Here is a 12,940-nt window from a genome sequence, read left to right on the forward strand (position 1 = left end):
TCAATCGTGAGCACCCCATCTCTTGTCAGGAAAGTGCTGATCCTGAGCCAGCGTCGAAGAGGCGATATCTCAAAGCTAAGGGCGAAGCGAAGCGGAGCCCTGGTAGAGAGCCGACCAAACCTCCGAGCCCTGAAAGCGGCGACATCAACCTAACAATACAGGAGCCCTCGAATCCACCCAATACAATGCGGCAGCATCGCCGCGAGAAGCGACGATTTCGACTTATACTCTCGGCGATGAATCCGACCGTCCTTGTTGCGCTTTCCGAACAGGCTACGATGCCGAGGTATCAAACCTCGGGGTCGGCGGGGATGGACGTTTGCTGCGCGGAAACGTTCTCCCTCAAGCCGCTAGAGCGACGGCTCGTGAAGACGGGGCTCAGGATCGCCATACCTGAGGGATTCGAGGCTCAGGTGAGGCCGCGATCCGGCCTGGCCCTCAAGAGCGGGATCGCCATGGTGAACTCGCCTGGGACCATTGACTCAGACTACCGGGGGGAAGTGGGACTCATCTTGATCAATCTCGGTTCCGACGTCGTCCAATTCAGCCAAGGCGAAAGGGTGGGCCAGCTCGTCATCGCACCGGTGGCGAGGGCCGTGCTTCAAGTCGTCCAGGAGCTAGATGAGACAGAACGTGGAGCAGGCGGATTCGGGAGTACAGGGGTTTGAAATGAGCCGGCGAGAAGACGACTTACATGCCGACCTCGCTCGAGCGAACCTCCTGCGCTTGCGCGGAGAATTCGCCCCAGCCGAGCAGATTTGCCTACGCGTGCTCGAACAATTTCCGGAAAGCGCCGCCGCCCACACCCTGCTCGGCGACATCGCGTTCTCCCAGGACAAAGCCGCGGAGGCGGTGGAGCACTACCAGATCGCTCAAGGGCTAGATCACCTGGCCCCGGACATTCCTCGCAAGCTCGAGGATGCGAAAGTGCTCCTCCAAGTCCGCGAGACCGCATCGACCGAGGAGCAACTCGGCCTCCCTCCTACGCGGCCGATCCCCTGGACCGCCATCGTCTTCGCCCTGCTCGCGGTTTTCTCCATCGTAGGAGCGGTCGTCGTAGGAATCAACGCTTCGTCCTCCAAGGTCGCCAAGCAAACGAACGGGGTTGCGGCTCCGATTTCGGCCACCGACGAGACGCTGGCCACGGCGCCCGCCGTCAAACCCGCCCCGAGCAGCGACACCAAGACGAAGCCGCCCGCGACGGTTCCGGAGACGGTGCCGGCCACGATCTCTGCAAACCAGCCCCCTCTCGAAGACCGGAACCTGCTCCAGACCATTCAGCAGCGGAGTCAGGAAGGAACCCATCTAATCGAGGTAACGACTGACCCCCGCACGAAGACGGCGACCCTGACCTATTCGGTCGCCGCCCAAGAAGACCCGCGCCGATTGGGAGCCGAGCTGGCGAAAGCCACTCTCGACCAGAACCTCGAAACGTTGAGCGTCACGTTGCGCGGGGTACGAGACGAGCGGATCGTGTACATGGCCGACGTACCGCGGACTCGCTATGCCGACACGCTCGTGGATACCTGGAGCCAGGGTCACCCCGAGGTGGATGCCTGGATTCCATACGTTATTCAAAACGAGTGGCCAACCCGTAGCCCCGATTCATCGGAGAACCCGCCCAAGACGCCATAATCGTGGCGTCATGCGCCTTTCGGTCCAGCTTTACACCCTCCGCGATGCTCTGTCGCAGGATCTGCCCGGTACGCTCGCCAAGGTCCGAGAGATCGGGCTCGAGTACGTCGAACTTGCGGGAACGTACGACCGCTCCGCGGATGAGTGGAAGGCGCTCCTCGCCAAAAACGGCCTCACTGCCAGCGGTTCCCACATCGGTATCGACGCGTTGTCTTCGGACCTCGACGCGGTCATCGCGGACGCCAAGACGATCGGCTTTAAGTACGTGATCCTTCCCTGGATCGGCAACGACGTTTATGCGGATGGCTGGGAAAAAGTCGCGAAGCGGCTGGAACCGATCGGCCGGAAGCTGAAGGAAGCCGGACTCACGCTGGCCTATCACAACCATGCTTTCGAGTTCGAGAACGGCGGTCTTGACACCTTTTACACCTCCGCGGACGCCGACCTCGTAAAGGCGCAGCTAGACCTCGCATGGGTCCAGATCGGCGGCGCCGACCCGGCCGCCTATATCCGCAAATACGCCGGCCGAGTGCCGCTGGTCCACCTGAAAGACTTCGACCCGGCGCTCACGCCGCAGTGGCGGCCGGCGGGCGAAGGAAAGGTCGACTGGGACGGCGTCCTCGCCGCCTGTCAGGAAGTGGGAGTCGAATTCGGCTCACTGGAGCTCGACGAATCCCCCATCGATCCGATCGAAGCGGTGCGAAAGAGCTTCGACTACTTCCACGCCAAAGGCCTGCGGTAACGTGGCACGGGCTTCCGGCCCGTGTGTATCACGACCATCCTGGTCGTGTGAACGGTCCAAGGGCAGGATGCCCTTGGGACCCACTGGCAAGATGCCAGTGCCACCGGTGGGACCCAAATTCGTCGGGGGCTCGTCGTACGTTACGTGTACTCACGTGGTGGTGGCAGCGGTAAGTTTCGACTCGTGATCGCGGGAGCGATCGCACTGATCAGCGTCTTTTCCTACTATCGGATGAGCCAGCCGAACCCGATCACGGGGCGGGCTCAGCATATCGACACGACCCATCAGCAGGAAGTGGCGATGGGGCTGCAGGCGGCGCCGGAGATGGCCGCACAGTTCGGAGGAGAAGATACCGATCCGAAGGCTCGGGCGCTCGTCGAACAGATCGGCAACGAGATCGTCGCGAATTCAGAGGCGAAGAACACCGATTGGAACTGGCAGTTCCATGCCCTGGCCGATCGCGATACGGTCAACGCGTTCGCTTTACCGGGCGGACAGGTATTCGTTACCCACGGCCTCCTCAAGAACCTTGGCTCTCGCGGCCAACTGGCTGGCGTGCTCGGACATGAGATCGGGCATGTGCTGGCGAGGCATTCGGCGGAACAGATGGCGAAGACCCGCCTCGTCCAGGGTCTCGGAGCCGCCGGAACGGTGGCGACCACCGATCCCAACAACCCCAACACCTACCGAAACGGCATGGCCGCCCAAGCAATCGCCCAATTGATTACCCTTCGATTCAGCCGAAACGACGAATTGGAAGCCGACAAACTCGGAGTGCGCCTGATGTCGGAAGCCGGCTACGATCCTCGAGCGATGGTCCGCGTAATGGAGGTTCTCCAACGAGTCGGCGGCAGCCACGGCCCCGAGTTCTTCCAAACCCACCCCAATCCCCAGAACCGCTCGGGAAAGATCGAAGCCGAAATCAAGCGAGAGTTCCCCAACGGCGTGCCGACGGGGTTGAAGCAGTAGCGGCAGATAGCCGACAAGCTGTCCTAGCCCTGAAATAAGAAGGCGAAGGAGCGCGAGCTTTAGCTCGCATGCGGGGTCGACTTCAGTCGACGTCTCGACCTCGGGCTAAAGCCCGGCGGAGCATGCGGACTGAAGTCCGCGCTCCAATTACGAGGTGATCGGTAACGCGCTCGCGGGATCGCTGGATGAAAGCGGTGGTGGGCCACCGCTGTCTAAATCGGAGGCTACTTGGGGATCTCCCGGATGGAGTGGCTGAGGCCCCAGTCTCGGATGTGGCCTAGGTCGTCGAAGTCGCCGGTGGGCCAGGGGGTGCAGCCGTTGCCGTAGAAGGAGAGGTGGAGCTCGTCGTTCCCGTACCGTAGGGCATAGAGGATGTTGTCGTGGAAGAAGCATGCGCCCGTCGCCGATGGAGAGCGGTAGCTGGGTTGCTCATAGCGGCGGATGAGCCAGCCGCCCATGTCGGCGTACGGCACCTGCATCGTGATGTACTGCTCCTTCAGCTCGCCGCCCGGGGCGACTCCGCTGCCGATTAGGTAAATGCGGCCGTCGGGCGAGAATCCAGGCTCGGGGCTCCACAACAAGGTCATTCGCCGGCGCGCATAAACTCCTGCCACCCACTGCCGCGAGATGAGACGCTCACTGCCGGAATCGGGGAGCCGATAGCGGACGATCTCGGTCAAACCGCCATGGTCGGGGCCGTCGCCCTGGATGCGCCCGATCCAGACGTCGGTGCCGTCGCCCCCGGTGGAACCGGTGACCGCGCCGACCGGCGCCTCGCTGCGGAGGGCGAGCGAGTGGATGTCGCCCATCGTAATCCCCGAGCTCGCAAGATTGAAGTAAGCAATGTCTACGGGAAGCGCTTTACCACGCCAGAGCAGCAAAACCAGACGGTTGTCGACGGCAAGCACAGTCGGCTGGGCGCCAGCCGTTCGGGGAAGCAGGTTCGGCTCGTGGAGAAGCGGACGCCGCGGATCTTCCATCGTCACCGCGCGCAGTACGGTCCCTTTCGCGGTGGGATAAACGACGTAGGTGATCCCCTTTATGTAGGCGACAGTCGGATCGCCGGTGACGCCCGCACTTTGGTCGGCGAGCTCGTCCGACCATCGGTTCGCCTCCCCGGGTCGATTGGAGCCGGTCCAGGTGCGGACCACGATGCCCCCGTCTTGGGCATAGACCAGGATCGGACGGTCGCCGTGGAGGGCCACGGCGGGGGCGGAGGTCGCTCGCCCAACCGGAAAGAGTGGCCCAGGATCGGTGCCGTGGGTGTAGTTCAGATCGCCGTGTACATCCTTTTCGCCGAAGATCCCGTTCCAGTTCCAATCGACCAGCGTCGTCTTACCGTCCGGCCCCGGCTTGATCTTGAACCGATAGGGACCCTCGGACAAAAAGTGGACGGTTGCGATCGGGAACGGGAGGATCTCGTCGAGGTGCTCCTCGTTCAGTACAAGGGAGGCGCGGGCGCCGTCGGAATACCGCACGTTCTCCCCGCTACCATCCAGGCCATACGAATAGGTGTAACTCATCAGACTGGGGTAGAGCGCGCAGCCGGTGTCGCTGTTGTAGCTGGGGCTCCCATAAAACCCGTCGTGAGCAAGGTCGAGCTGGTGGCCGAACTCGTGGATGAACTCTTGCCAGTGGCCGTTGAAGTGCCCGCGGTCGCCGTTGATCGCGGAAACGAGCGGACCGCCGTTTTCGGCAAACATGGTGTGGACGATGCCGCGGTGCTCGTGCCGGGGGAAATGGCCGTCGAAATCGCCCATGACGACGTTGTGGTCCTTATTGGGCCAGGGCGTGGGGTAGATGAAGTGGATGGCGATGCCGGTGGTGCCGTCGGGATTCTTCAGCGGAATCGAGGCGAAGTACTGAGCGACGCGGTTCATCTGTTGCTGTAGCCCACCGAGGTCGACGTCTTCGAACCGCTCGATCTCCACGACGACGTCGCGGTGGCCCACCTTGCAGCCAAGCGCCTTTAGATCGAGCCCACCGGGATTCACTCGGCCCATCTTCCAAAAGTCGGGAAGGCCGTCGTTGGCGGAGCATAGGAACCCTTTGGCGGCGTCGGTTTTGTCGTAAGAGAAGTGGATGTAGATGTCTTGGGCGCCCCACCGCTCGCGCCCTTCGTGGTGGCGGATCAGGTCGTCTTTGCCGTTTCCATCGATATCGGCGACATCCCAGGTGCCGTCGCTCTTTGCAGCTTCAGTGTCCGGAAGCTCCGTTAGATCGACAAAGTCGGTGGCGACTCCGCTGGTGTACAGGCGACGGCCGACGAGGATATCGGAGAAGGGACGGCCGCGGAACCTGCCAGCCACGAGATGGTCGTCGGGAGAGTGCGTTCCGAGGAGCCGGGGTGGGGCGAGCGCGTCTTTGGCGACGGCGGCCAGCCAGACATTGCCGCTACTGTCCAGGTAGGCGAGCTGCCCTTTATCGCCGACCTTGACATCTTTGAAGTTGCCTGCGGCGAGCTGACGGACGCCGGGAAGGGTGGTCTTCAGGGGCTTGGCGACGAAACGGGGCGGGTTACCCGGACTGGTGGCGAGCTTCAAATTGAGAGGACGGTTGTAGAGGAGAAGGAGCCGGCCGTCTTTCCCAAGGAGCATCACATCGGTATGGAAGTCACCGTCGAAGTCCGCGACGGCGACTTTGAGCGGCGCCTCCGGAATATCTCGCGGGTCGATCTTGCCGACCTCTTCGATCCGCTGGTACAGCTTGCCGTCGGGAATCCCCTGCGAAGCGAGCCGGAGGGTTCCGTCGGCGAAGATGGTGAGAACGTCTTTAGCCGGGGGCACCCGGATGAAGTTGCCGGCGGCACAAGCGACGAGCCCTTTCCCGATCGAATCGTGAACGCGGCCGCTGGGGTTCGGCTTCCCTAGAGGGTCGGTGTGGGACACTTCGATGTTGCTGTCGTCGCCCGGCCCGACGGCGATGAGGTCGGCACGGCCATCCCCGTCGGCATCGCCCGCCAAGGCGTTCCACGGGCTAGATCCGAAGGCGCTCCTCCAGAATTGCGATGGCGACATGCCGAACGAATCGGCGACAGGGGGTGGTGCTCCGAGAGCCAGAAGGCCGAGGAGGGCCAGCGCATTCACCTAGCGAAGGTACCTGGTAAAGAAAAGGGACGCCGCCGTCCCCACCCCCTGCAGAACACCGTGCAAAGGTATCCCGAGCCCGAAGGGCTCTTCAGAACTTAGCCGCGGGTCGAAGACCCGGGGTAAGAGCCCACCCTCTCTCCCCGACCCCGGCAGGCGGTCGCAGAACCTACCGCAAACTGTTTTCCGCTACCGGATCGCGAACTTGCGTTCGGCGGGGCCGCTCTGGAGAGCGGCGGTCCGGGTTAGGGCTGCATGAGTTTTTCGATCTTGCGGATGTAGCGGCCGACTAGCTCGCGGCTTTCTTCTTCTTCGGGGGACTCGGCGTAGACGTGGAAGACCGGCTCGACGGCGTCGGGGAGCACGAGGACCCAGGAGTCGTCTTCGAAGATCTTGATGCCGTCGAGCAGCTCGACGTGCCGACCGTCCCGGGTCTCCTCGGAGATTCGGCGCATGACGGAGCCCTTGGCATCCCATGGAACCTTGACTTGCTCGTAAGCAAGCTTGAAGACGGGTAGCTCCGCGGAAACCTCGCGGATCGAGAGACCGGTTCGCTGCAGCATCACCGCCAGCATTCCGAACGAGAACGCCGCGTCGAAGCCCGGATGAAGCTCGGGGAAGATGAAGCCTCCGCGCTCGTCCCCCGCAAAGGTTGCGCCGCCGGTAAGCGAGCTGTCCATCAGGGAGCGAACGTCCGATTTCGTCCGCACCACCTCGGCCCCTTCCTTCTTTAGCGCCTCTTCGAGGAGGGTGGGGGCGGTGACGGAGATGGCGATCTTGGCGCTTGGTACGGTTTTGGCAATGAGCGTTCCCAGGGTGGCCAAGAGGGTGTTGCCGTGAACCTGCTCTCCGCGCTCGTCGACGATGGTCAGCCGTTCGCCTTCCTCCGTGAAGAGGACTCCCATGTCGTAACCCAGCGTCCCGACAATCTGGGAGAGATTCTTGACGTGCCGGTCCACCTCCTCGCCGGTCCTCGGCGCAAGCTTGGCATCGTTGAAACCGTTCAATGAGATCGACTCGATCCCAAGCTGCGCGATCATCGCGGGGAAGATCCCGGAGAGAGAAGAGTAGCCGTAGTCGCAGACCACACGGAGGCGCCGGCCGGCGGGCTCAGGGTGGAGGAGGCGGAAGTAGTCGGCCTGATACTCTTCGACGGCGCGGCTGACGAACTCCATGATTCCCAGATCGTCGGGATCGGCCCGCTTGAAATCTTCGCGGAAGAACGCGTTCTCGACCTTCCGCTCCATGGCGCGGCTGAGATACGCGCCGCGAGAATCGAGCATTTCGATAAGGGTAACGCGGCTATTGCCCGGGAGCTTGCGAACGCCCAGCGCGCCCGCCGCGCCGCTAGTTTTGACGAAATGCCGGGCGATTGGCAACGCCGCGCTCCGCATGTCGAGCACGTCGCATCCCACGCTCAGCAGCGAGGAGATAAGCGCGCGCTTGATCATCCGCGAGGAGCGGGTGGAGTCGCGGAAAGTGATGATCCGGCTCCCTTGAGGAAACAGCGAGCCGAAGGCGGAGCCGAGCCGGCAGGCGAAGTCGGGGGTGATCTCGATATTGCTGAGTCCAGCAGCGCCGAGCTCGCGGAAGAGGTTGCCGCGCCACTTATTGCCCCAGACGAGCGACATCGTGACGGTCGATCCACGCTCGACGATCTTGTCGGGCCAGAGCTTGACGCGGGGGCGGATATTGCAGCCGACGTCGACGAGACAACGGTCGCCGATCACCGCGTCTTCCCGGACCACGCTATCTCGCTTGACGGTGGCGCGAGAGCAAACGATGGCGGAGTGAACGCCGACGTTTGGGCCGATGTACGCCGAATCCCAGACGATGGAGCGCTCGACGTTCGCCCCTTCCTCGATGAACGCGTTGTCGCCGACCACCGCGTACGGACCGATCCGGGCACCCTTCTTCACCTTGACGTTCCGGCCAAGACAGATCGGGGGGACCAGCGTCGCGGTGTCGTCGACTACCGTGTTGGGGCCGATGTGCACCCCTTTCACGGATTCACGGCCGAGGATCGGCAGGTCGACCCGGCCGGCGAGGAGGTCTTCCTGGGCTTCGCGATATTGGCCGAGGGAGCCGACGTCGGTCCAGTACTCCTCCATCACGTAGCCGTACATCGGCAGGCGCTCCTGCAGCAGCTTGGGGAAAATGTCGCTGCTCCAATCGTAGTTGTGGTTCTCCTCCATGAAGCGGAAGATCTCCGGCTCCAGGATGTACATCCCAGTGTTGACGGTATCCGAGAAGACCTCGGACCAGCTCGGCTTCTCCAAGAAGCGGACCACCCGGCCGTCGTCGTCGGTAATGACCACGCCAAACTCGAGCGGGCTGGGAACGCGATACAAAATCAGGGTTGCGAGGCTCTTCTTGCTTCGATGGAACTCGAGCGCCTTGGTGAGATCGCAGTCGGTCAGGGCGTCGCCGGAAACGATGACGAAGGGCCCGTCGTTGAGCAGCGCCTCCGCCTTTTTGACGCTCCCGGCGGTGCCAAGCGGGACATTCTCCACGCTGTAGTGCATCTTCACGCCGAAGTCCGATCCGTCGCCGAAATAGCTCTGGATCTCGTCGGCCAAGTAGTACAGGGTGGAGACGACTTCGGTGATGCCGTGCCGCTTGAGGAGCGTGAGGATATGCTCCATGATCGGCTGGTTGCAGATCGGCACCATCGGCTTGGGCCGATTCGCCGTAACCGGCCGCAGCCTCGACCCTTCGCCGCCCGCCATCACCACTGCCTTCATGGCTCTATTGTCGCACGTCGAGTAAGGCGCAAGTCGCAATCGGAGCGTAAGGTGTACTGTGACGGTACTCCCTTGCCGCCATGTTGAATTTCCTGTTAAATCTCGCCGTCGCCGTCACCCTTCAGAGCCCTCCATCCGTTTCCGAGGGGGCGCTGCAACGATTGAAGCAAGGGAACGAGAGGTTCGCGACCCATGCGATGACTCACCAAAACTTGGACGAGGCGATCAGAGCATCGACCTCCGTGAAGCAGACTCCGTTCGCCGCGATCGTTTGCTGCTCCGACTCGCGGGTCGCGCCCGAGCTTGTCTTCGACCAAGGGTTGGGCGATCTCTTCGTGGTGCGCGTCGCCGGCAACGTTGTCGACGATAACGGGATGGGCTCGCTCGAGTACGCGGTAGAGCATCTCCACGTCAAGTTGATCGTGGTCTTAGGGCATGCGAAGTGTGGCGCGGTGTCGGCGGCGCTCAGCTCCTCGGGCCATCCGATGGCGTCGGATTCTTACATACCCGCGCTGCTCAAATGGATTGCGCCCGCGGTTCGAAAGGCCAGGGAACAGAAAGGAGACCCGCTCGGGAACGCAATCGTGAACAACGAGCAAATCGGGGCGTGGAGAATTCGGCACGCCAAGGGAGCGTTGGGGAAGGCGATCCGGCGAGGCGAGCTCAAAGTCGCGAGCGGCGTCTACGACCTGTCTAGCAGCCGGGTGCGCTTCGACTAGCTCCCGGACGAACCGGTGAGGACGTATTCGCCGCGGACGACCTTGAATTTCGGAACCAAGTGCGTTCGGTCGAACGACAGGTAGGAGTGGCGCAGGATGGACCAGAAGCGGGTCGTCTCGGGGTCGCCTTGTCCGGCGAGCCAGCCCCAGTTTTGATCGGTCATGCGGGTGGGATAAAGGTCGACTCGGATCGGCGGCCGGGCGCCGGCGGACAGAAGATAGATCTCCTGGATCGCGTCATCCCCCATCGCGAGGCAACCGGCGCTTACGCAGTTTCCGTGGATGAAGATGTCGAATCCAGGCGGCCCGCTGGCGTGAGCTCGGTCACGGGCGTTGGGATAGTTGAGCCTGAGCGAAAGAAGAAACCGAGATCTGGGATTGAGGCCGGCGACCGTATAGAATCCCTCCGGCACTTGGAGGTCACCCTCCCGCCGCTTGGGTCCAAGGGCGCCCGAGAGGGCTTGAACCGCATAGGTCTTGAAGAGCCGGAACGGCCCGCGGCTAGGCGCAACCCAGAGCTCCAAGCGCCGTTCGCGTTTGAGGCCGCGCAGGTAGATGCGCGAGGGCGGGTAGATGAGTCCGCGAGCCTTTAGGTCCCTGCGGAGCACCGCCTCTTTGGCGTGCCGAGCGACGGCGACCCGGTCGTCGGAACGAAGAATTGCTATTGCGACCAATCCGAGAAAGGTCATTGGGCCACCTTTGCGGGGATTACCTTGATCTCCGCCAAACGGCCGGGAGTCCGGCCTCGGTTGACGATGCGGAGGAACCGGAAACGACGCGGTTTGCCACGATAAGCGACTGAGACGCGATTCGCAGAAAGGGGATCGCGGCGGTTGTGGTAGCTCCAATTGGCGTCGACCTCTTGAGTCCAGCGTTGCGCCTCCTCCGGCCGCTGTCCGGTTGAATATGTGACCAGGTCGTACGCCGTCCAGACGGAGCCAGGATCGGCGACGAGGTCAACTTCACCAACCGTCCGGTCGCGGCCGAGATCGATCTCTACCCAATCGCCCGGCTTTCCGCCGAGAGCGGCTTCCGTCTCGTTCGACCCATCGATCAGCGCCGCGAGCTTGGCCGGCACGCTGCCCGCCGAGTCCGAAACGATTCGATCCGCGGCGAGATTGGTTTCGCTCTCCAGCGGAAGCGAGGGGAGCGCGACACGAAGATCCATGATCGCGGCGACCCGGTTGCCGCGGCTGGCGGTGTCGATGAGCTGCCAATTCTTAAGCCAGGTCCACTCCGTCACGCCATTTGCCGTCGCCTTGATAAGCAGAGCGCCATTGCCGCCGGTGGGGTCAAGCTTCGCGAAGGGGCTGGAATCGCCGCCCGGGAGGAGCGCCGTACCTCCTTTGGTCGTGGTGAGCGTCACTCGCGACGTCGCGTCCTTCGCAATCTTGCCGTCTTGAGTCTGGAAGATTTGAAGCTCGGCTCCATCCAGGCCCTCGCCGGCTTGGTTTTGTACATGCAGGAGTACGGTTTTCGGCAAAACCGGAGCAGGTCCCCCGAAAGCGGCGTTTAGCGTGGCCACGTCGGTGGCGGAAAGGAGGCCGGTCGGCTCGATCGGGATCGCCTCGAACATCGGATTCGAGAAAGCCTCGTATGGGAGCCCGACTTGACCTGGGACGAGACCCTCGTAGCGGGTGTCGCCGTAGCCCATCAAACCGGGAAACCGGTCCTGCCCTCCGCGGTTGGATAGCAGATTGTTCTCCGGAGAGACGCTTTCGGCCCCATAGCTGGGGGCGCCGATGGTCATCGCGAGCGACCTCAGGAATCGGGTCGGATCGGTCGACGCGACTTGCACGACGGCGTCGCCGAGCGATGCGTCGCCCACGGACCCGAGATCGGCGACCATAACCCGATTGACGAGCACCCGCTCGCGTACACCGTCCGGCGCAAAGGAGAATCGGCTTTGGGCCAGGTAGACGTCGTTGAAAAGGCGCACTTGGCCCTGGACCCAGTCCTCCGCGCTTTGAGGCGCAAGTTGGGCAGCGGTAGCTTTGCTGACGGCCACAGTGATTCCGCGCCCGCTGGTGACGACCGATAACCCGTCGTTCCTCGGGTTCGCGTCCGGCCCGGACGGGCGGATGCGTAACGCCACTGAGCCGAATCGGTGGTCCGATTTATCGTTTCGGTAAGCGGCCTGCGTGGAAAGAGTCGCCTCCTCGCCAGGAGCCAAAGGTTTCGAGACGTCCTGAGGGACGCCGGGCTTATCTTCCACGTACCAGGTAGCGGAAAAACCGGGCGAGGAAGCGGTGCCTACATTCTTAACGTGGGCGACGAAGGTGGCCAACTCACCCGGGTTTCCTTTCCTCTCGATGGCGACCACGCTGAGGTCCGCGCCGGTTTTGGGGGCGGCGTCCTCTAGCTCGAGCTCGAGGCGGGGGCGACCGCTATTAGCCTGTCCCGATCCGAATTGGACCGGCGCATCGAATGCGAGGGCGAAGCCGTAGTTGGCAAACGGGTGGTCGACCATCTCCTGAACCGTCGATTGAAGCCCTTCGATCCGGGTTTCTTTGGTGTCCGAGGTTGCCTGCGCGCCTTCAATCTTCGCGGTATCGGCAGAGCCTTGCGCGCCGAGTTGCTGCCAGCCCGCACCTCCGTCGCCGGCGATACGGTATCGCCAGGTGGCCGCACCCCGAGGTACCTCGGGCGTTTCGGGCTTCACCGTTCCGGCAGGGCGGTTCATAAATCCCGACAGGGTTTGGTATGGTCCTTCACCCCACGGGACCAACACTCGGGACGCGGATCGAAGGACGGCCTTCTCCGCCCCGGTTGGGCTTAGGATCAGAGTTGCTTTGCGTACGTGCTGGTTGGGTCCAACGACGCGATCGAGATCGCCGAATCGAATAAGAACCGTTCGCGAAGGGCCTCCGCTGAGTACGGAGTCTCCCCCTAGGCTGTCATTCGAGGCCGTCGCATCGAGAGTCGTGTCCGAAAAATCCCACAGCGGCACGCCGTGGGCCACGCCCCCTCGCACGAGGGTCACCGTTTCCGATCCGCCCTGGAGAGCAAGAAGCGCCGCGAGAGCAAAGGAGATCATGAACGGAT

General features: G+C 62.8%; 9 protein-coding genes. 5 read left to right on the forward strand and 4 right to left on the reverse strand.

The features are described 5' to 3' along the window. Window positions 1-236: 236 nt before the first annotated feature. The 4 genes from dut (at window position 237) to OP10G_RS07065 (ending at window position 3,346) form a co-directional block, all read left to right on the forward strand. Window positions 237-668 (forward strand): dUTP diphosphatase, encoded by a 432-nt coding sequence (dut, locus tag OP10G_RS07050; protein ID WP_025226593.1) that lies wholly within the window; start codon window positions 237-239, stop codon window positions 666-668. Further along, a complete protein-coding gene (locus OP10G_RS26190) occupies window positions 622-1,635 on the forward strand; it encodes a tetratricopeptide repeat protein (protein ID WP_144241033.1) in 1,014 nt (337 codons plus the stop codon). Before dut ends, OP10G_RS26190 begins: the two co-directional genes overlap by 47 nt. A gap of 10 nt (window positions 1,636-1,645) precedes the next feature. Next, on the forward strand, window positions 1,646-2,377 hold the full coding sequence (locus tag OP10G_RS07060) for a sugar phosphate isomerase/epimerase family protein (protein ID WP_025226591.1): 732 nt from the start codon (window positions 1,646-1,648) through the stop codon (window positions 2,375-2,377). Between the two features lie 183 nt (window positions 2,378-2,560). Beyond that, on the forward strand, window positions 2,561-3,346 hold the full coding sequence (locus OP10G_RS07065; protein ID WP_227625078.1) for a M48 family metallopeptidase: 786 nt from the start codon (window positions 2,561-2,563) through the stop codon (window positions 3,344-3,346). 224 nt (window positions 3,347-3,570) lie between these two features. On the opposite strand, the gene OP10G_RS07070 is transcribed toward OP10G_RS07065, so the two are convergent. Together OP10G_RS07070 and OP10G_RS07075 are read right to left on the reverse strand one after the other, a co-directional pair. Continuing rightward, complete coding sequence (locus OP10G_RS07070) at window positions 3,571-6,432, reverse strand: zinc metalloprotease (protein ID WP_038472718.1); 2,862 nt, start codon at window positions 6,430-6,432, stop codon at window positions 3,571-3,573. A gap of 245 nt (window positions 6,433-6,677) precedes the next feature. Continuing rightward, the gene (locus OP10G_RS07075) at window positions 6,678-9,176 is read right to left on the reverse strand and encodes a sugar phosphate nucleotidyltransferase (RefSeq protein ID WP_025226588.1); all 2,499 of its coding nucleotides are present in this window, start codon (window positions 9,174-9,176) and stop codon (window positions 6,678-6,680) included. Window positions 9,177-9,256: 80 nt separating this feature from the next. On the opposite strand from OP10G_RS07075, the gene OP10G_RS07080 reads away from it, so the two are divergent. After that, a complete protein-coding gene (locus tag OP10G_RS07080; RefSeq protein WP_025226587.1) occupies window positions 9,257-9,895 on the forward strand; it encodes a carbonic anhydrase in 639 nt (212 codons plus the stop codon). On the opposite strand, the gene OP10G_RS07085 is transcribed toward OP10G_RS07080, so the two are convergent. Next, window positions 9,892-10,584, reverse strand: coding sequence for a L,D-transpeptidase family protein (locus OP10G_RS07085; protein WP_025226586.1), 693 nt, complete (start codon window positions 10,582-10,584; stop codon window positions 9,892-9,894). The genes OP10G_RS07080 and OP10G_RS07085 overlap by 4 nt on opposite strands. After that, the gene (locus OP10G_RS07090) at window positions 10,581-12,932 is read right to left on the reverse strand and encodes a CARDB domain-containing protein (protein ID WP_025226585.1); all 2,352 of its coding nucleotides are present in this window, start codon (window positions 12,930-12,932) and stop codon (window positions 10,581-10,583) included. Before OP10G_RS07090 ends, OP10G_RS07085 begins: the two co-directional genes overlap by 4 nt. Window positions 12,933-12,940: the final 8 nt, after the last annotated feature.

The sequence above is a fragment of the Fimbriimonas ginsengisoli Gsoil 348 genome (assembly GCF_000724625.1).
GTDB classification, from domain to species: Bacteria; Armatimonadota; Fimbriimonadia; order Fimbriimonadales; family Fimbriimonadaceae; genus Fimbriimonas; species Fimbriimonas ginsengisoli.